The organism is Blautia sp. MSJ-9 (genome assembly GCF_018919065.1).
Taxonomy (GTDB): Bacteria; Bacillota; Clostridia; order Lachnospirales; family Lachnospiraceae; genus Blautia_A.
The window spans coordinates 135,595-155,633 of the sequence record NZ_JAHLQG010000018.1; the positions used below are offsets into that span (position 1 = coordinate 135,595).

The 20,039-nt window shown below is 39.3% G+C and carries 16 protein-coding genes; 13 read left to right on the forward strand and 3 right to left on the reverse strand.

The window, feature by feature from the left end:
- Window positions 1–13: 13 nt before the first annotated feature.
- Both KQI87_RS16525 and KQI87_RS16530 read right to left on the reverse strand, forming a co-directional pair.
- Window positions 14–334 (reverse strand): hypothetical protein, encoded by a 321-nt coding sequence (locus KQI87_RS16525; protein ID WP_253292374.1) that lies wholly within the window; start codon window positions 332–334, stop codon window positions 14–16.
- Window positions 327–614 carry a hypothetical protein gene (locus KQI87_RS16530; protein ID WP_253292375.1) on the reverse strand — a complete coding sequence of 96 codons (288 nt, stop codon included), beginning with the start codon at window positions 612–614 and terminating at the stop codon, window positions 327–329. The genes KQI87_RS16525 and KQI87_RS16530 overlap by 8 nt, the downstream gene beginning before the upstream one ends.
- A 238-nt stretch (window positions 615–852) precedes the next feature.
- On the opposite strand from KQI87_RS16530, the gene KQI87_RS05255 reads away from it, so the two are divergent.
- The 12 genes from KQI87_RS05255 to KQI87_RS05310 all read left to right on the forward strand — a co-directional run bounded on the left by KQI87_RS05255 (window position 853) and on the right by KQI87_RS05310 (window position 15,456).
- A complete protein-coding gene (locus KQI87_RS05255) occupies window positions 853–1,128 on the forward strand; it encodes a DUF2442 domain-containing protein (RefSeq protein ID WP_216459190.1) in 276 nt (91 codons plus the stop codon).
- A gap of 66 nt (window positions 1,129–1,194) precedes the next feature.
- Entirely contained in the window at window positions 1,195–1,854 is a 660-nt protein-coding gene (locus tag KQI87_RS05260) for a response regulator transcription factor (RefSeq protein ID WP_216459191.1), read from the forward strand.
- Window positions 1,855–1,859: 5 nt separating this feature from the next.
- Window positions 1,860–3,131: a sensor histidine kinase gene (locus KQI87_RS05265; RefSeq protein WP_216459192.1), complete on the forward strand. Its 1,272-nt coding sequence runs from the start codon at window positions 1,860–1,862 to the stop codon at window positions 3,129–3,131.
- 329 nt (window positions 3,132–3,460) lie between these two features.
- Entirely contained in the window at window positions 3,461–4,837 is a 1,377-nt protein-coding gene (locus tag KQI87_RS05270) for a DUF6034 family protein (protein ID WP_253292376.1), read from the forward strand.
- Between the two features lie 467 nt (window positions 4,838–5,304).
- Window positions 5,305–6,135 (forward strand): helix-turn-helix domain-containing protein, encoded by an 831-nt coding sequence (locus tag KQI87_RS05275; RefSeq protein ID WP_216459193.1) that lies wholly within the window; start codon window positions 5,305–5,307, stop codon window positions 6,133–6,135.
- 274 nt (window positions 6,136–6,409) lie between these two features.
- The gene (locus KQI87_RS05280; RefSeq protein WP_216459194.1) at window positions 6,410–7,777 is read left to right on the forward strand and encodes an MFS transporter; all 1,368 of its coding nucleotides are present in this window, start codon (window positions 6,410–6,412) and stop codon (window positions 7,775–7,777) included.
- Between the two features lie 166 nt (window positions 7,778–7,943).
- Window positions 7,944–8,873, forward strand: coding sequence for an AraC family transcriptional regulator (locus KQI87_RS05285; protein ID WP_216459195.1), 930 nt, complete (start codon window positions 7,944–7,946; stop codon window positions 8,871–8,873).
- A 237-nt stretch (window positions 8,874–9,110) separates the two neighbouring features.
- On the forward strand, window positions 9,111–10,478 hold the full coding sequence (locus KQI87_RS05290; protein ID WP_216459196.1) for an ABC transporter substrate-binding protein: 1,368 nt from the start codon (window positions 9,111–9,113) through the stop codon (window positions 10,476–10,478).
- A 126-nt stretch (window positions 10,479–10,604) separates the two neighbouring features.
- Entirely contained in the window at window positions 10,605–11,495 is an 891-nt protein-coding gene (locus tag KQI87_RS05295; RefSeq protein ID WP_216459197.1) for a carbohydrate ABC transporter permease, read from the forward strand.
- Window positions 11,482–12,297, forward strand: a complete 816-nt coding sequence (locus KQI87_RS05300) for a carbohydrate ABC transporter permease (RefSeq protein WP_026649109.1) — start codon at window positions 11,482–11,484, stop codon at window positions 12,295–12,297. Before KQI87_RS05295 ends, KQI87_RS05300 begins: the two co-directional genes overlap by 14 nt.
- Window positions 12,298–12,320: 23 nt before the next feature.
- On the forward strand, window positions 12,321–13,316 hold the full coding sequence (locus tag KQI87_RS05305) for a LacI family DNA-binding transcriptional regulator (protein WP_216459198.1): 996 nt from the start codon (window positions 12,321–12,323) through the stop codon (window positions 13,314–13,316).
- Between the two features lie 112 nt (window positions 13,317–13,428).
- Complete coding sequence (locus KQI87_RS05310; protein WP_216459199.1) at window positions 13,429–15,456, forward strand: beta-galactosidase; 2,028 nt, start codon at window positions 13,429–13,431, stop codon at window positions 15,454–15,456.
- 199 nt (window positions 15,457–15,655) lie between these two features.
- Here KQI87_RS05310 and KQI87_RS05315 read toward each other — a convergent pair whose 3' ends face one another.
- Complete coding sequence (locus KQI87_RS05315; RefSeq protein ID WP_216459200.1) at window positions 15,656–16,531, reverse strand: AraC family transcriptional regulator; 876 nt, start codon at window positions 16,529–16,531, stop codon at window positions 15,656–15,658.
- A gap of 316 nt (window positions 16,532–16,847) precedes the next feature.
- On the opposite strand from KQI87_RS05315, the gene KQI87_RS05320 reads away from it, so the two are divergent.
- Window positions 16,848–19,931, forward strand: a complete 3,084-nt coding sequence (locus KQI87_RS05320) for a glycoside hydrolase family 2 TIM barrel-domain containing protein (protein WP_216459201.1) — start codon at window positions 16,848–16,850, stop codon at window positions 19,929–19,931.
- Window positions 19,932–20,039: the final 108 nt, after the last annotated feature.

Consider the following 20,039-nt stretch of genomic DNA (forward strand, 5'->3'; position numbering starts at 1 on the left):
TACATTTTACCAGTTAATTGTTTGAAATAATTATCTGACGATACTTCTCACGTTTATCTTCCGGAACTTCCAGGGCATTCATTGCCTGATCAATCGTCCAGTTCATATTTTTCATAAGTTTTTTGATGGATTCGGTTTCTTTAAGTTCCATGCCTTTTTCCATTCCCTCATCCATTAACATCTGCCCAAGTCTGGTCATTCTTAATACCTCCTTAATTTCGTCTAACTCAGTCTTATCTAAAAACTTATCAGCCAGTGTATACAACATAGCTGTTGCCTTTTCGGCACTAAGTCCCATATTTGGCTTTGCCAGACGAATAGCTTCTTTAAACATATCCTTGCGGCTCATCTTTCCGGACATCAATGGTGTCAGAGAAAGAGCTGCGCAAATCTGCCTCTTTTTTATCCGTGGTCTGAAATTCCGTATGTACATAGAAACCACCAGTAGTCAAAAAAGTAAAGTCCATATACAAAGAATGAATTGTCAGTTCTATCAGCTCTGTAGGACCAATCTCTTCATACTGATAGTCAATTCCAAGAGTTTTGAGAATGGTATTCCGAAAATAGTCGAAGCCCATTTTCATAACAGCATCTTCATGTTTTGTGTTTGACATGAGTAACCTCTCTTATTCGTTAAGTATAGTCTTCATTTGTGCTCTGAAAATGTCTTCGGTTGTTTTTTTATCTATTTATCATTTGTAAGGATTTCCGATTGACCTCCTTTATATGCTTATTTTATCAAAGAATCACCGATTTCTCTAGATGAAAATTGTGAAAAGACAGATCAAAAAATATATAATTTTCAAATTTATGTATGATTGGTATAATGATTTATACAAAGGAGGCATTTATATGTTATACGATGTTGTTCAGGTAATTCCGTATAAAAATTATACAGTGTATGTATATTTTGAAGATGGAAAAATAGTATGTTACGATGCAAAGCCATTGTTAGATAAAAAAGTATTTGCTCCATTAAAAAATATAGATTTTTTTATGAATGCATGCACTATTTTAAATAACACATTGGCGTGGGATGTATCCGGGAAGAGGGATTGTAGTAAATGTCTGGATATTGATCCTGATATGCTGTATAATCTGGAAAAAGTTGAAGAGAAAATGGTATAAATTTACGCTGGTTATATGAAAAATGAAACTGCTATAGCTATACAAACTAACCGAGGTGATTCCAAAATGAAAAACAAAATCCTGGTAATCGAAGATGACAGAGCGATTTCTGAATTACTATGTATGAACCTGACCATAGCCGGATACGAAACAATAGCTGCCTATGACGGAATAGAAGCCCAGCGTTTATTGCTATGGAACGAAGATGCAGACCTTGCAGTCGTCGATATTATGCTTCCCGGCAAAGACGGCTTTGCTTTGATGGAAGATTTCCGCGCAAAGAATCTCCCGGTAATTTATCTCACTGCAAAAGATGACGTAGCATCCAAGGTAAAAGGCCTGAAACTCGGCGCAGAAGACTACATGGTAAAACCATTCGAAATGCTGGAACTTCTTGTACGAATCGAAAAAATTCTCGAAAGAACCGGTCGTGCAAAGAGAATTCTCACGATCAAAAACATTCAGGCAGACCTCCAGAGCCATCAGGTCTTGAAAGATGGAATCCCTGTAAATTTGAAACCACTGGAATATGACCTCTTTATCCTGCTCTTACAAAACAAAAATATCGCACTTGGAAGAGAAGAATTATTAAAACGCGTCTGGGGTGAAGAATATCTGGGAGAGAGCAGAACTGTAGACGTGCACATCGGTCAGCTCCGCAAGAAACTGGAACTATATAATGAAATAAAAACAATTCCAAAACTGGGCTATCGACTGGAGGATTAACTGCTATGAAGTTGTGGAAACGGACAGTAGCACTTATGCTGATAACACTTTTGTGCTCTCTGATACCGGTCGGCGTCCTGAGCCTGTATGTCACAGGAAAAAGAAGCCTGAATAATGCTGCTGAAACCTATGGACGACAGCTTACAAATGGAAAAAATCTCCTGGAACAATTCTGGGACAGCAGCAAATATGAGCAGATGTCTGAAACAGGAAAAAAATCTTATCTGGAATTCCAGTTTCTGAGATGCTGCGGTGAGGAAATGATACTCATTAATTCCGAAAGCAAGGAAGCCGTAGTAAACCGCACAAATTATAATATTGTCAGCATAGATAACCTTGATCTAAGCGACAAAACTGATTCCTATGAATACAAAATCCAGAAACTGAATCACAAATACTTACTTTTACAGCAGGGGTTGCTTACAAACCCAGAGGGTTACGAAATACTTTCGGTTCGTGATGTTACCTCTATGTTTACGGAACTGAGACAGACGGCGGTCTGGTTTCTGGGAATCTATCTGGCAGTATTTTGCATTGCAGGCTTGTTTATTTATCTGATGATGAGACGAACCGTACAGCAAATGGAAAGATTGCAGGAAGTAGCCGGAAAACAGGAAATGCTCATGGGAGCACTTGCCCATGAGATGAAAACACCACTTACTTCTATTATCGGATATTCAGACACCCTGCGTCATGTAAAACTAAACGATGAACAAAAAGACCGCGCCCTGGAACATATAAGCCGCGAGGGAAAAAGACTTGAAAAACTTTCCGGAAAAATGCTCCAGATGCTGGGACTCCATCAGAATGATTCAATAAAAATGGAGTCACACACGATAGGAGAACTGCTGGAACGAGTGACTGAACTGGAAGCAGAACAGGCAACGCAGAGACAAATACAATTACAGACAGAATACGAAGATTTTTTCCTGAAAATGGATGATGAATTAATGGAAAGTCTTCTTGTAAATCTGATAGATAACGCTTTCCGTGCTACAGAAGCAGGAGGTCATATTACCATAAAAGCATATAAAGAATCCCGTAGAAAAATTCTGGAAGTCACAGATAACGGTCGGGGAATCCCACAGGAAGAACTGGGAAAAATCACGGAAGCTTTTTACATGGTAGACAAATCCAGAAGCCGTCAGGAGGGCGGAGCAGGACTTGGACTTGCCTTATGTGTCAAGATTGCAGAAGTCCATGGAGGCAGACTGGATATCACAAGTCAGATAGGAACGGGAACGAAAGTAAGAGTAATATTTGACAAAAAAAGATAAGGATTTAACCTGATCAAATGAATATTCTGCTTCAATTATGAATAACTGACAGGTCCAGATGGATTCACTCGTTATTACATGGACAATATTGAACAAATGAAATTTACAACTTGTTTACATCTTGATGAATACATTAGAAATACAGTATGGTACTCTTTTCTTATAAGAAGAGGGTACCTTTTTTAACTAAACTGCGAAGCAGATGATTTTATCCGCTTGACTGAATCAGGAATGTAAAGAATGCTGATAATTTTATCTGACAGACCAGATTAAGCAGCAAAGAAAATATTTTATCTGCGCAGCTACATACGCGAAAGGATGAGAAAGAAATGAAGAAAATAAAAATATTTGTGGGAGCTCTTTTATGTATGAATCTTTTTACAATATCAGGATGTGACAAAGTCGTTCATTCTGCTGTTGTAGAAGAAAAGGATAAGACTGCTGCAAAGACAGAGGAAAATAAAGAGAAAGAAACAGTTCAGAAAACAGTCACTGAACAGGTGCAGGCTCCGGAAACTTACCAGACAACCATCCAGTCCGATTTAAGATCCGCAGAACGAACAGATCAGGAAAATCCTATGAAATTTACCCTGACAGCCGATGCTCCGATAGAAGTGCCGGATGTGGATGCCATATGCTTGAAAAATGTAAAAAAAGCGACAATTTCTGAAGAAGAACCGCAGAAAGTACTGGATACCTTTGCTCAGGGGCAATTGCGGAAACAAAATAATGATGGCTTGGTAGAAACATATGAGGTGAATGGACTGACGTACCAATATACCGGTACATTCCAAAATTTAGAAGAACTTAGTCTTTGGGAAAAATATTCTGCCTTTGATGATGTGAAAGAAGAAAACCTGTCTCAGGACGAGAAAGAACAAAGAGCAGAACGCTTCCAGAATTATATAAAAGCAGGAAACCAGAATGTGACTGAAGAAGATGCAGAAAATTATGTAAAGAATATTGTTTCCGGAGAATGGCGCCTGTTTGACAGTGCATCAAAAGAACTCACAGAAGAAAACAGCACTTTGGAAAAGGACACTTTTTTCTTTGAAAGAATGGTCAATGGCGTACCTGTTAATTATATACGGAATTCTTATTTGCCATATGATGAATTATCCCGTCCCTGGATAGATGAAGACGATAATTTTCATGAAGCGCAGTGCGATGGGTGGGATAATGAATCGCTGACAATGATTTTCTGCAGCGGAACACTTCAGAGTTTCCAACACAGTGATCCAATTGAGGTATCAGATGCTTCGGACGAAGCATTGTTTCTTTTGCCATTTGATGAAATCAAAGATATTTTTGAAAAAACAATCACCCTGCAGATTATGACAGAGCAGGAAAACCGTCTGCTGGCAGTAGATGGCACAAGTTTCTTCGCACGTTATCCCTCTATTGATGCACTGACAGTTGAAATGACGATAACAAAAGTTCAGCTTGGATATATGCGTGTGCGGGAGGGCAACAGCAACACAGAGGGAAGCTTGATCCCGGTATGGGATTTCTATGGAACCTGGAATTCCCAGGAACCGGTGGCTTACACAGATAGCGGTGATGAAATGGTTATAGACAGCGTTACTATGGATCGCATAGGGGTACCTCTTCTCACAATCGATGCACAAGACGGCAGTATCGTACAAAGAGTACAGAATGGACCATCATCAGGTACATTCCCTGGTGGTGTTGGAGAGTGCGAATAGAACGAATAAATAAGAAATGACATCTCCTATGGCACGAGATAAAAAACGCCACATTGCCCTATAATTGGACAATATGGCGGTACACTTTATCAGTTAGTTGTTCATAGCAATTCCATAGAATAATCAGAATATGAAATATTTTCTGGCTTTGCTATAATTTTGTTTATATTTTCAAAAATCCTGTTCATGTACAAACAAAACAGGTCAAAAGTATAATAAGGGAAACCGCTGAAATCAGGTTTCCGTAATGGACATTTCTGTGATGGCAGAAATGTCTTTTACATATAACGGCAGATTTTGAAGTAGTTAGCGTAAAAGTTCATAACGTAATGAATGTAGGATACAAATTTTTTCATTTGGTTTTCCTCCTTTTCTTTATCTTACAGGCACATTATAGTATGGGAAAGAGAAGATTACCTGCCAAATGAGAGGAAAAAGTAGACAAAACTTGCAGGAGATTAAATAATATGTTTCCGGTATATGAAGAAAAAAAGGAAAATCTGCATTTGAGGTTAATGGCATCCGGACATGCTTCCCCTCATCTGCACAATTCAATTGAGTTTATTTATGTGACAGAAGGTACGCTGGAACTGGGAATGGGACAGGAATTATTTCATATGGAGACAGGGGATTTTGCAGTTATATTTCCGGATGTGATTCATCATTACCAGGTCTTTTCAGATGGAGTGAATAAGGCATGTTATCTTTGGGCACAGCCATCTCTTGGAGAACAGTTTGCTGCTACAATGCAGAATTTTTGTCCGGTGAATCCGGTGATAAAGAAGAAAGAAGTATCACCTGACATTGTAAATGCGATCCACTGTCTGAGGGAAAACAAGAAACAGAAAAAGAGAGATGCAGTCGTTGAGCAGGCGTATGTACAGATTTTACTGGCCAGAAGTATTCCCTGTTTTAGTTTAACAGAGAAAGAGAATGTAGAGAGCAATGACATCATTTATCAGACGGTATCTTACATTGCAAAGTATTATAAGGAAGAGATTTCACTGGAAACGATGGCCAGAGATTTGGGAATTAGCAAGTACGCACTGTCCAGAGTATTTTCGGGAACTTTTCACCGTAATTTCAAGCAGTATTTGAATGAGCAGAGATTAAACTATGTCTGTGTGCATCTGGAATGTACGGATAAAAGCATTACAGATATTTGTCTGGATGCAGGATTTGAAAGCCAGAGAACCTTTAACAGGGTTTTCCGTGAAAGATATAAAGTAACTCCGAGAGAGTACAGGAATCTTTACAGGGAACAATATAGAGTTCAGCCTCAGGATAGTAATATGTGAAATATAAAGGTAAATCACAGGGGATAAAATATCCGATTACCCCATGTTAGAGAAATATATGCAATGTGCACAATATTCACAGTATAAAATTGTTTATATTTATTATTGCGCAGATTTTGCGTAAAGAGAAAGTTAAAAACTCTTTAATTTTGTGCATATTTTGTCTCATTCGGTTTATATAGTTTCGATTTCTTTTACTTTATAATAATCACCGAACAAAGGCGAAAACCGCCTGAACGGAGAAATCGGTATAAACTATGAGAGGAAGTAGAAAATGGAAGAAAAAAAGTACTTAAAATGGTATAATAAAGTCGGATATGGATCGGGTGATGTGGCAGGTAATGTTGTCTATGCGTTCTTATCCTCCTTTGTAATGCTGTATCTGACCAATACGGTTGGACTGAATGCAGGTATCGTCGGAACTCTGATTGCATTATCAAAGTTATTTGACGGTGTAACAGATATCTTCTTTGGCTCTATGATTGACAAGACCCATACCAGAATGGGTAAAGCAAAACCATGGATGCTTTACGGCTATATCGGATGTGCCGCAACCCTGATCGGTATCTTTGCAATTCCTGAAAGTCTTGGAAAAACAGCACAGTATGCATGGTTCTTTATTGCATATTCCTTACTGAACGCAGTTTTCTATACAGCAAACAACATTGCATATTCAGCGCTGACAGCACTGATCACAAAGAACAGCAAAGAACGTGTGGAAATGGGATCCTACCGTTTTATCTTTGCATTCTCAACCAGTCTTCTGATCCAGTCTGTTACAATTAAATTTGTAGAGATCATGGGCGGCGGAGCAGCAGGATGGAGAACGGTAGCCATCATTTACGCGATCATCGGTCTGGTCGTTAATACAATTTCTGCATTATCTGTTAAAGAACTTCCGGAAGGAGAATTAAATGATGGTGTGGATAATTCTTCAGATGAGAAATACTCTCTTGTTGAAGCAGCAAAACTGTTATTTGCAAATAAATATTACATTATGATCTGTGTTACTTATATTCTTCAGCAGATTTATTCAGCTATGTTGAATATGGGTATTTACTATATGATGTATGTTCTGTTAAATGAAAACCTATTCCCTGTATTTTCATGGGCAATCAATATTCCCCTGATCATTGCTCTTCTGATCACACCATCACTGGTGGCAAAATGGCAGGGATTGTACAAGTTAAATGTTACCGGCTATGCAATTGGAACCATCGGAAGAGGACTTGTGATCGTCGCCGCATATATGCACAGTGTTCCGCTTATGCTGGCGTTTACAGCAGTTGCAGCTTTTGGTATGGGACCATGGCAGGGAGACATGAACGCGGTAATTGCCAACTGCTCTGAATATACATACCTTACAAAAGGCAAACGTGTAGACGGAACAATGTATTCCTGTACATCTCTTGGAATCAAACTTGGAGGCGGACTTGGAACAGCTATCACAGGATGGCTTCTGGCATTCAGTAAATTTGACCAGAATCTGGCAACACAGCCAGCTTCCTGTATCAGTATGCTTCATATTATGTATCTCTGGGTACCGTTTGTTATCTGTATTATTATTACATTTATCATGTCAAGAATGAACGTAGAGAAAGCAAACAAAGAGTTGGTATCCGGAAGAAGATTAAACGGATAATAAATAAAAATTATATAAAGACTAAAAAGATGATTCCCCTCTGTTTTGGTAAAAGCAGAGGGGAATTATTAAATAGAGATAAATGGGAATTTTGTACTATAACAATGCAAGAAAATATTGCTATAAGAAAATATTGCTATAAGAAAATAATATATGGGGTGAGCAAATGTCAAACAGGAGAAGAGAAGCCAAATTCAAATATTGCCAGATTCCTGATGGGGAGGATTTGCTGGCAGTGCTTGGAAGTGCAGGGATTAAAACATATGGTCTGGATGAGGTGAGAAGAACCGTTCTGCCAAATCATTTCCATAATCTGCTGGAGATTGGAATCTGCAGAAGGGGCAGAGGGACAGTAGTATTTAATAATGACAGAAGATTTTATACAGAGAATTCAGTGATCATTATTCCTGCAAATTTTCCTCATAATATTATTAATGCAGAGGGGGAGAAAAGTTTCTGGGAATTCATTTATGTTGATACCATGGAATTTTTATTAAGTGCAAAGTTCAGAAAAAGAGATGCTAAGCGTTTTCAGAACCGGATTGAAAGCGGGCCTATCAAAAGACAGAAGGAAGAAGTTCCGCTGCTTGTGCGTGAACTTGACTGCCTCATGGATCAGATCAGAATACAGGATTATGGATACAGAAATTGTGTAAAGGGACTTTTATTTACGGTACTTATGGAAATCGTGAAAATTAATTCGGATGAATTTGTAAATGAGAAACGTCAGGACACAATGGAATATGTAAATGATGATAAGTCCGGAAAGCTGCAGCTTGCACTGTCATTTGTGGAGGAACATTTTGCAGAAGACATCAAAATATCTGATATTGCGGAAGCAACATTTATCAGTGAAAGCTATCTCAGAAGGTTATTTTCCGAAAAATACAAAATGACTCCTGTCCAGTATGTAAATTATATTCGGATACAGGAAGCCTGTAAGCTGTTAAAAAATAAAAAATTTAATATCAGTGAAGCGGCACAGAAAGTAGGATTCAATAATATGTCTACATTTATAACAAATTTCAGGAAAGTAAAAAATCAAACACCTGGACAGTGGATAAGGGAGGTACATAAAAGCATAGAGGAAAGGTAACGGTTTGGGGTCTTTCTAGTTATGAAGAAAGTATAGATAAGTAGTAAAACTGAGAAAAGTAAAAGATATGCGCAAAAACCGAAAATAAATTTGCACACGAGGATGAAATATTCATTTATTGTATCGAAAACGATAACTTTTTGAACAAGATATTAGGTATAATTTATACAAGTTGAATCGGTTTAACAGAAAATATTGTACATAATAACCAAAAATAATGCGCAAAATATAGGAGGAATGAGAGTGAAAAAGCGAACAAAAATTATTGCTCTTCTTATGGCGACTATCGTAGGCAGCAGTCTTTTAGCTGGATGTGGAGCAGGAACGGACACAAAATCATCAAAATCAGACAGTTCTTCTGATACAGAGAAAGCAGACAGCGCAGATAAGACATCTTCAGACGGTGATGATCAGACTCTGACAGTGTGGGCATGGGACCAGTCATTTAATATTTATGCCATGAAAGAGGCAGAGAAGATCTATCAGAAAGATCATCCGGATTTCAAGTTGAATATTGTAGAAACTCCATGGGATGACATGCAGACACAGCTGGGAACAATCGTTGGCTCAGGAAATTACTCTCAGCTTCCTGATATCTGTCTGATGCAGGATTTCGCATTCCAGAAATATGTAACAACTTACCCGGATCTGTATCAGGACATTACAGATTCAGGAATTGATTTTTCAAAGTTTGCAGAGAGCAAGCTGGCAGCTTCTACAATTGATGGAAAGAATTATGGTGTTCCGTTTGATAACGGTGCTGAAGTTGCATGTTACAGAACAGACATTCTCGATCAGGCAGGCTATACACTGGATGATCTGACAGATATTGACTGGAATAAATTTATTGAAATCGGAACAGATGTTTATGAAAAAACAGGATATTCTTTACTTTCTGTTCAGGCAGGAAGTTCAGACCTGATCTATCAGATGATGCAGTCAGCAGGATTCGGAACATGGAAAGATGACGGCACTCCTGATATTGCCGGAAATGAACATATTAAGCAGTGCATTGAGATTTACCAGGAAATGGTCGAAGCGCATGTCCTTGCAGTTGTAAACAGCTGGGATGAATATGTAGCAACCTTTACAAGTGGAAAGACAGCAGGCGTTATCAATGGATGCTGGATCCTTGCATCTATCCAGACAGCAGAAGACCAGTCCGGAAACTGGGGACTGACAGATATGCCGGCAATTCCGGATGCGGAAACTGCTACCAACTATTCCAATCAGGGTGGTTCCACATGGGCGATCACTACAAACTGCAAGAATACAGAACTTGCAGAAGATTTCCTTGCAAAAACATTTGCAGGAAGTGTAGAACTGTATGATACCATTCTTCCAAGCTCCGGAGCACTGGCTACATGGCTTCCGGCAAGTGAGAGTGAAGTTTACAGTGAGCCGCAGGAATTCTTCGGCGGACAGGCAATTTACAAACAGATTTCCGACTTTGCTTCCAAGACACCAACTGTAGATCTGGGCGTATATTACACTGAGGCAAATCAGGCACTTGCTACAGCAGTGGCAAATGTATCCGGCGGATCAGACATTGATTCTGAACTGAAAACAGCACAGGATACAGTAGAATTTAATATGGGACAGTAATTCAGACAGAGAGATGCTCCTGTATAAAAAGTGCATGAGCATCTCTTTCCATATCATCTTTTCCATAACAATTTCTATGATCATATGAGTGTGAAAGAATATCGTAATGAAAGCTGGTGTAAATCTATGAATAAAAAGAAAGGTCTCAGTATGAGACAGAAACAGAATGCAACCGGATGGTTATTCCTGGTTCCTGCGATCATACTGATCTGCGGATTCAGTATCTATCCGATGATCAGTGCCCTGATCACTTCTTTCAAAACAGGAACCGGTACAAACATGACATTTACCGGACTTACAAACTACATAAGATGTTTCAAAGATGATGTATTTATTCAGTCTCTGAAGAACTGCTTTTTCTATCTGATCATTCAGGTTCCGGTCATGCTGATCCTGGCATTGGCTCTGGCATCTATCCTGAACAATCCGAAGATTAAAGCAAGAGGATTCTTCAGAACAGCAATTTTCCTCCCATGTGCAACTTCCCTGGTTGCCTATGCGATTATTTTCCGTTCTTTATTTGCAACAGACGGATTTATCAACACCATCGCTGTAAAACTTGGAATTCTTGACAGCGCATACAATTTCCTGGCAAACCCATTAAGTGCAAAGATTGTTATCATTATTGCACTGGTATGGAGATGGACAGGATACAACATGGTATTCTATCTGGCAGGACTTCAGAACATTGAATATTCTGTTTATGAAGCAGCCAAGATTGACGGCGCTTCTGCAATCCAGACTTTCTTTAAGATTACAGTACCTTTACTGAAACCTACGATCCTGATGACTGCCATCATGTCCACAAATGGTACACTGCAGTTATTCGATGAATCTATGAACCTGACACACGGCGGTCCTGGAAATGCTTCCATTACCATGTCTCATTATATTTATAATATGTCATTCAAGGGTGTACCTAACTTCGGATACACTTCAGCAATGTCATTTATTATCCTGATCATGGTGGCAATCCTGGCACTTGTACAGATGAAAGTAGGTGATGATCGTGAATAATAAAGTAAAAATGACTCTTATGTATATTTTTCTTGGAATCTGTACTGTAATTTCCGTGTTCCCGTTATTATGGATGATCATTGCAGCAACGAACAAGAGCGTGGATGTTATTGCAGGTAAGCTTACTTTCGGTTCTTACCTGATGGAGAACTACAGAAACCTGATCAGTCAGCAGCCATTGTGGGGAAACTTCCTCAATTCCTGTAAATATACAATCCTTGTAACTGTTTTCTCCCTGATCGTAAGTTCTCTGGCAGGTTATGCCTTTGAGATTTATCGTGACAAGGCAAAAGAGAAAATGTATGCCATTGTACTGATGTCCATGATGATTCCGTTTGTTGCACTGATGGTACCGTTATTCAGAATGTACTCCCGTCTGGGACTCTTAAATACAGCAGTAGGCTTTATGCTTCCGTCTCTGGCAACACCGCTTCTGATCATGATGTTCAGAACTAATGCCAAAGCATTTCCGGTAGACATTATCGAAGCTGCACGTATTGATGGTCTTAGCGAATTTGGAATTTTCTTCCGTATGTATATTCCATCCATGAAATCCATTTTTGCAGCAGCAGGTGTAGTTACATTTATGAATGCGTGGAATAACTATTTGTGGGCAAAAGTAATCATGTCTGATAATACAACTCAGACAATGCCTATGCTGATCTCCAACCTGACATCCGGATATGTGACTGACTACGGTATGGTTATGCTGTCAGTTCTTATCACGACAATTCCGACTGCAATTGTATTCTTCTTACTGCAGAAGAACTTCGTAGAAGGTATTACCGGATCAGTAAAATAAGACAGACGAAAGGATGCACATACATGGATAATAAAGTAAATATCAGCCAGGTGGCCAAGGATGTAGGTGTATCAGTTTCGACAGTTTCGAGAGCTTTGTCCGGCAAAGGGCGGATCTCAGAATCTACAAGAGAGAAAATCAACAGCTATCTTTCAGAAAAACAGCTCATCCCTAACACAAGGGAAAAACGCTATACAGACATTGTTACGAAGATGATATCTGTGGTGTTGCCCGGAGAAGAAAACTTTGCCTCTATGCCATATTTTTTAAACATTTTGCTGAGTGTATATGATTATTTTTCCATCCGTGGCTACCAGGTAAATCTGATCAAGGTGACACCAACAGATATTTCCAATCTGACACATGCAGTGGAAGAACATGTCATGGATGGCGTGATCCTTACACGTATGGTGGAGAACAATGACGAGATTGTCTATCTGAAAAAAGCAGGCGTTCCATTTGTAGTGATCGGGCCTTATGATGATCCATCTGTACTTCAGGTGGATACAGATAATGAAGCTGCATGCTGTGATATTACGAATGTACTGCTTCAGAAAGGCCTGGACAAAATGGCAGTTATGTGTGCGAGACAGGAACATTACATTAACAGAAAGCGATTCCAGGGAATATTGAAAGCCTATATGGAAAGCTATATGCTTCTTGACCGTAGATACGTTTTTTATGATACAGAATTCGAGAATATAGCAGAAATGGCGATAGAGAAAGTACTGGCATCTGATGTGAACTGTATCCTGTGTATGGACGACAACATCTGTTTGGTGATCTTAAGAATTCTACGCAAAAAGGGAATTCCGGTTCCTGAGAGAATAAAAGTGGCGTCTCTTCATAACAGCAATCTGCTGGATGAATGGTATCCACCTGTCAGCTGTGTTCATTTCGATGTAGATGAGCTTGGAAAAGAGGCAAGCAGGATTCTATATGTATATCTTACAGAAAATAGGAAGCTGCCTAAATCCATTCTGGGATATGAACTGCAGATGAAAGCTTCTACAAATTAGTACACAAATATCATTTGTCAAAGCGGATGAATGAATCCGCCTGATATACAAACGATGTCAGATCATAAAATTTGCTCTTGATCTGGCATCGTTTTTACATAAGGAGGTTTTTATGGACTTTAGAACAGATAAGCTGCTCCATGGCGGCGATTATAATCCGGACCAGTGGTTAAAAAGACCTGATATTCTTGAGAAAGATATAGAAATGCTTGCAGAATCAGGATGCAACGTGGTAAGTCTTGGAATTTTTTCATGGGCAACACTGGAACCGGAAGAGGGAGTTTTTAACTTTGGATGGTTACAGGAGATTATTGATAAGCTTTATAAAAGAGGAATTTATACAATTCTCGCAACTCCGTCAGGTGCGAGACCGAAATGGATGGCAGATAAATATCCGGAGGTTCTTCGTGTAGATGAAACACGACACAGAAATCTCTTCGGTTTCAGACATAATCATTGTTATACATCTCCTGTATACAGAGAAAAAGTACATATCATAAACAAAAAGCTGGCGGAAGAAGTGGCCACACATCCAGGAGTAATTTTGTGGCACATTTCCAATGAATACGGTGGAGAGTGTCATTGTCCGCTCTGCCAGGATGCATTTCGTAAATGGCTGAAAGAGAAATACCAGACAATCGAAAATCTGAATGATCAGTGGTGCACTACATTCTGGAGTCATAACTATAACAGCTTTGATCAGATCGAGAGTCCGTCCAGAATCGGAGAAACTCAGCTTCATGCGTTAAACCTGGACTGGAAGCGATTTGTTACCCATCAGACTGCGGATTTCCTCCATCATGAAATTCAGGCAGTGAGGGATGGCGGAAGCAATCTTCCTACAACAGCAAATCTCATGTATCATTATAAGGGACTGGACTATTTTAAGATTGCAAAAGAAATTGATATCGTTTCCTGGGATACTTACCCGACATGGCATAAAGAAGATGCGATTGACACAGCTGATGATAACGGACTGTATCATGATCTGATGCGATCTCTGAAAGGGAAACCATTTATTCAGATAGAATCCTGCCCGGCGGCTACTAACTGGCAGGGTGTAAGTAAACTGAAGAAGCCGGGTGTCCTTTTTGCACAGTCTATGGAAGCAATCGCACATGGAAGTGAGGGGGCACTTTATTTCCAGATCCGTCAGAGCAGGGGAGCTTCTGAGAAGTTCCACGGAGCAGTGATCGATCATTATGGTGGAAAAGATACAAGAGTATTTAAAGAGGTTTCTGAAACCGGAGAGGCTCTGAAAAAGATAAAGGAACTGGCCGGAACAGTCGTAAACAGTAAAGCAGCGATCATCTATGACTGGGGCAGCCAGTGGGCAATGGAAGATAGTCAGGGACCGAGAAACAAGGGACTTCACTATATGGAAGTGCTGAGAAAATTTTACAGAGGTTTCCGCAGACAGGGACTGAATGTAGATCTGATAGATATGACCTGTGATCTGGACAAATATAAGATACTGGCACTGCCTATGGTATATATGTTTAAAAAGGGATTTGCAGAGAAAGTCCGTGCTTTTGTGGAAAATGGCGGTTATCTGATCACAAGTTACTGGTCAGGAATCGTGGATGATACAGACAGATGTTATCTGGAGGGAACTCCTCACGGACTGATGGATGTATTGGGGATCAGAAGTACAGAGCTTGATGCTCTTTACGACTGGGAAGAAAACAGACTGATTCCTGTACAGAATAATGAACTTGGACTGGACAGAACCTATACCTGTAAATATCTGTGTGATCTTGTGGAACTTCGCGGCGCACGTTCACTGATGACTTATGGAGAGGACTTCTATAAAGGATATTCCTGCCTGACAGTCAATGAGTACGGAAAAGGAAAAGCATGGTATGTAGCTGCTGACGCTGAAAGAGATTTCTATGATGATTTCATTGGAAAAGTAGTTGCTGACAGTGGTATTTCCTGCGGAGTAAAAGGAGAAATCCCGGATACACTGGAAATCACAGTAAGAGAGAATGACGATGTGAAATACTATATCTATCAGAACTTCGGAACAGAAGCAGTTGAACTTCCATTGCCGGAGGAAAATGTAGAATGGATTTATGGAACTGGAGAAGATAAGCTAAAAGTTTATGGGCTTGCAATCGCAAAGATAAAAATAGTTTAACCCAATAAACTGCGGAGCAGTTATTTGGTTATGAGCAAGTAGCGAAGCGGATGATTTTATCCGCTTGACAATTTTAGCTGTCAAAAAGTGATATAAAAATAAGAAAAGGTGACTGTTGGATGAATTTTCCATACGGTCACCTTTTGAATTAAAAAGATTATTATAAGCATCAATATAGCCAGATAACATATATAAAATTCTATTTAGGTTGAATTTCTTCGTTGATCAACAGCTGCTTACGAAACTGTGAGGGAGAAACTCCAAACTGTTTTTTGAAAAAACGACTGAAATAAAGAGGATTCTCATATCCTACCAGATTTGAAATCTCCGAAACATTATAATTGGTCGTTTCCAGCAGAGATTTTGCATTGGTTGTTCGCAGAAGCTGAACATACTGAGCCGGAGTGGTATTTGTATATTGTTTGAAATTCTGGATAAACCAGCTGACACTGATATTGTGGGAAGCGGCATAATCTTCAATACTCACTGGTTTATTATAATGAGCCCGGAAATATTCCACAGCCTGAGCCATGTCATCCATGATCATAGGATTCTTTTTTCTTGGTTTGGTAAGAAGCTGTCGGTGGATCAGAATGAAAAGCTGTCGCAGGTAGTTGACCAGTAGCTCTTCGTAATCCTCCTGTTTGAGCTGCAGTTCCTGGATCATATTCTGATATAACTGCTTATACTCCATGGAAATACCGGAACAGATTACATGCACATCGTCTGCAATCCCATATTTTCGCAGGATATTTTTGACATTATTTCCTGTAAAATGCACCCAGTACACTTCCGGGTGTTCCGCACCGTAATAGTAGTAGCGCTGTTCCTCTTTCGGACGGTACAGAACCATATTTCCGGCAGATACAATCTGTTCTTTACCATTAAAATAGAAATGAGCTTTTCCGGAGGCAATATATAATAGCTGATAATCCACACGTCCGCGGGGACGGTGAGTGGGAAGTTTCTTTACTGTATAGAGACGGTAGGTACCGCAGCTTCCGACAAATAGAGAATGTTTTTTATCCTTAAAATCAACACGGGACTGATGCCAGTATGCGGAGTTTGTATACATAAGAAAACCTCCTGTATAAAGTGAAAAAAGTATATTTAAAAACTTTTCTGATATAACATGGTGAATCGAAAAGTAGAGCTGGATTTCAAAAAAGTAAATCAATCTATCTTTTAAAATTATATCATTTTGTGCATATTTTGTCGAATACAGTTTATATGTTTTTTAAATAAAAAACAGTATAATCATTGCTGAAAACGGAGCAAGCAGTAACGTACAATCCGAGTGTGAAAAGAAGCAAAAAAACATCTGCAGTAAAAATGAAAAATAATTGGGAACACACGCAAGATATGATTAAAACGTATTGGGAGGAAATCAGATGATCATACCAAAGTATTATGAAAACCTGAAGATTTTACACGAAAATACCATGCCATATCGCGCATACTATATGCCGGCATCAAAAGAAATGGGACCACTGGTTCATGACAGAGAGAAATCAGACAGAATGCAGCTTCTGAATGATACCTGGAAGTTTAAATTTTACAAGAGTATCTATGATCTGCAGGAGAAGTTTTATTTGGATGGGGTATCTGTAGATGAATTTGACGACATCCCGGTACCGGGAATCTGGCAGAATTTTGGCTATGACAGCCATCAGTATACAAATGTCCGTTATCCAATCCCACTGGATCCGCCATATGTGCCGCAGGAGAATCCCTGTGGAGCATATATTCATGAATTTGAGTATCACAGAGATGCAGAGGCATCTGAAGCATTCCTTAATTTCGAGGGTGTAGATTCCTGCTTTTATGTATGGATGAATGGATGCTATGTGGGATACAGCCAGGTATCTCATGCAACAAGTGAATTTGATGTAACTGCATATATGCAGGAAGGTACAAACAGACTGGCAGTGCTGGTTCTGAAATGGTGTGACGGAACTTATCTGGAAGATCAGGATAAATTCCGAATGACAGGTATCTTCCGTGACGTATATATTCTGAAAAGACCTGAGAATGTTTTGTATGATTATTTTACAAAAACAGAAATTCAGGGCGAGAAAGCAAAAGTAGAAATCCAGGCAAGTTTCCTTGGGGAGAAATGTATTTCGAAAGATCTGGAAATACAGATACGGGACATGCAGGGAAATCTGGTGCAGAAAGGAAAGTTCAGCCCGGCAGACTGCGGGGGAGCTTATAATTATAGAGCAGAATTTGTGATTGATGATCCGAAACTCTGGACGCCGGAAACTCCATATCTGTACCAGGTCGTATTTGCTTCAGAGAATGAGGTAATCACAGACCGTATTGGTATTCGTGAGATTCACCGTGAGGGAAGTGTGATTTACGTCAATGGAACAAAAGTTAAATTCAATGGTGTAAACAGACATGACTCTGATCCTGTAACTGGTTCTGTGATTAATATTGAACAGATTAACAAAGATTTGTCTATGATGAAACAGAACAATTTCAATGCAGTACGAAGCAGCCATTATCCGAATTCTCCGTATTTTTATCAGCTGTGCGATGAATATGGATTCTTTGTGATCGCAGAAGCAGATAATGAGAGTCATGGTATACAGACACAGTATCTGCAGAATTCTGAGTGGGATAATGTAGTAGAGCATTGGAACAGACGAATCTCCAATAATCCGGAATTTATTCCGGCGACATTGGATCGAACAAAACTTTGTATATGCAGAGAAAAGAACCGTCCGTCCATTGTAATCTGGTCAATGGGAAATGAGTGTGGATATGGATGTACTTTTGAAGAAGCACTGAGATGGACGAAAGCATATGATCCCACCCGTCTGACTACATATGAGAGTGCTTTTTATAAGAGTACAGACAGAGAATATGATTATTCAAACATTGATATTGTTGGAAGAATGTATCCGGCCTTTGAAGAGATTGAAGACTATATGAAAGAGGAACCTGAGAAACCTCTCTTACTGGTAGAGTACTGCCATTCCATGGGAAATGGACCTGGAGATTTTGAGGATTACTTTAAGTATATTCAGAAGTATGATGCTCTCTGTGGAGGTTTTGTGTGGGAATGGTGTGATCATGCCATTTATAAAGGAGAAGCAGAAAACGGAAAGCCAATCTATTTCTACGGAGGTGATCATGGAGAAGAAATTCATGATGGAAACTTCTGTATGGATGGTCTGGTATATCCGGACAGAACTCCACACACAGGACTGAAAGAGTATAAAAATGTATATCGTCCTGCAAGAATTGTCTCCTATGATCAGGCATCCGGAGAACTGGTACTGCATAATTACCTGAATTATACAGATCTGAAAGATTATCTGTACCTTACCTATGAAGTGACAGAAGATGGCGAAAAAGTACAGACAGGAGAAATCCAGCTGGATGAAAAGATCCCTGCCGGAACAGATGGAAAAGTAAATGTTAAAGTTGAGATTCCTGATAATGGAAAATGTTATCTTAAAGTGAATTATCATTTGAAGAATGAAAATGTACTTCAGGAGAAAAATCAGAATCTGGGATTTGATGAAATCCTGTTAGAGAATAAAGATGGAAGAAACCAGACCGCAGCAGAACTGCTTGAGAAAAAAGTAACTGTGGGAAATGCTGACAGTATGAAAATTGAAGAAAAAGATCGTTACCTGACAATTTCCGGTGAAAATTATGTATATGTATTCAACAAACTGACAGGCCTGTTCGAAAGCATGAAATCTGGGAATAAAGAGCTCTTTACGGCACCAATGGAATTAAACATCTGGCGTGCGCCGACCGACAATGACAGAAAAATCAAACTGGAATGGATGAATGCACATTATGACCAGAGTTATGCAAGAGCATATGAAACCACGTATGAAACAAAAGAGGGAACAGTGATTGTTCGCAGTGTGATCGGACTTATGGCACCTACGGTTCAGAAAATCCTGGAAGTGAAAGCTGACTGGGAAATTATGTTCGATGGTTCAGTGACAGTAAAGATGGACGTGGAAAGAGATATGGAATTCCCAATGCTTCCGAGATTTGGAATTCGACTGTTCTTGAATAGTGATTTCGCAGATATTACTTATTCCGGTATCGGACCTGAGGAAAGTTACGTGGACAAGAGACATGCAGGAAGTCATGGAGTGTACCGTGCAGCTGTTGAGAAAATGCATGAAGATTATCTGCGCCCACAGGAAAACGGAAGTCATACAGACTGCGATTATGTGAAAGTTTCCAGTGGTGATCAGAGTATTTATGCAGTTGGTGAAAAGACATTTTCGTTTAATGCGTCTGTATATACTCAGGAAGAGCTGACCGACAAAGCTCACAGCTATGAGCTGGAGAAATGTGGCAGCACAGTGTTATGTCTGGATTATGCACAGAATGGTATTGGATCCAATAGTTGTGGACCGGAATTATCAAAAGAGTATCGTCTGGATCAGAAGAATTTTGAATTTATGATTAAATTGTTGGTTAAGGAGAATAACTAAAAATCTGCCTCCTGCGTAATTGGTATAATTATTTACGAAACGTCGCGTAGGTAAAAAAATAAATTTGCATTAAAAATCAGTCAGAAACAATTTTCTGGCTGATTTTTC

Bases quoted from the DNA above. Each gene is read 5' to 3' on its own strand.
- KQI87_RS16525 (WP_253292374.1), bottom strand. From the start codon at position 334: ATGTTTAAAGAAGCTATTCGTCTGGCAAAGCCAAATATGGGACTTAGT.
- KQI87_RS16530 (WP_253292375.1), bottom strand. From the start codon at position 614: ATGTCAAACACAAAACATGAAGATGCTGTTATGAAAATGGGCTTCGAC.
- KQI87_RS05255 (WP_216459190.1), top strand. From the start codon at position 853: ATGTTATACGATGTTGTTCAGGTAATTCCGTATAAAAATTATACAGTG.
- KQI87_RS05260 (WP_216459191.1), top strand. From the start codon at position 1,195: ATGAAAAACAAAATCCTGGTAATCGAAGATGACAGAGCGATTTCTGAA.
- KQI87_RS05265 (WP_216459192.1), top strand. From the start codon at position 1,860: ATGAAGTTGTGGAAACGGACAGTAGCACTTATGCTGATAACACTTTTG.
- KQI87_RS05270 (WP_253292376.1), top strand. From the start codon at position 3,461: ATGAAGAAAATAAAAATATTTGTGGGAGCTCTTTTATGTATGAATCTT.
- KQI87_RS05275 (WP_216459193.1), top strand. From the start codon at position 5,305: ATGTTTCCGGTATATGAAGAAAAAAAGGAAAATCTGCATTTGAGGTTA.
- KQI87_RS05280 (WP_216459194.1), top strand. From the start codon at position 6,410: ATGGAAGAAAAAAAGTACTTAAAATGGTATAATAAAGTCGGATATGGA.
- KQI87_RS05285 (WP_216459195.1), top strand. From the start codon at position 7,944: ATGTCAAACAGGAGAAGAGAAGCCAAATTCAAATATTGCCAGATTCCT.
- KQI87_RS05290 (WP_216459196.1), top strand. From the start codon at position 9,111: ATGAGAGTGAAAAAGCGAACAAAAATTATTGCTCTTCTTATGGCGACT.
- KQI87_RS05295 (WP_216459197.1), top strand. From the start codon at position 10,605: ATGAATAAAAAGAAAGGTCTCAGTATGAGACAGAAACAGAATGCAACC.
- KQI87_RS05300 (WP_026649109.1), top strand. From the start codon at position 11,482: ATGATCGTGAATAATAAAGTAAAAATGACTCTTATGTATATTTTTCTT.
- KQI87_RS05305 (WP_216459198.1), top strand. From the start codon at position 12,321: ATGGATAATAAAGTAAATATCAGCCAGGTGGCCAAGGATGTAGGTGTA.
- KQI87_RS05310 (WP_216459199.1), top strand. From the start codon at position 13,429: ATGGACTTTAGAACAGATAAGCTGCTCCATGGCGGCGATTATAATCCG.
- KQI87_RS05315 (WP_216459200.1), bottom strand. From the start codon at position 16,531: ATGTATACAAACTCCGCATACTGGCATCAGTCCCGTGTTGATTTTAAG.
- KQI87_RS05320 (WP_216459201.1), top strand. From the start codon at position 16,848: ATGATCATACCAAAGTATTATGAAAACCTGAAGATTTTACACGAAAAT.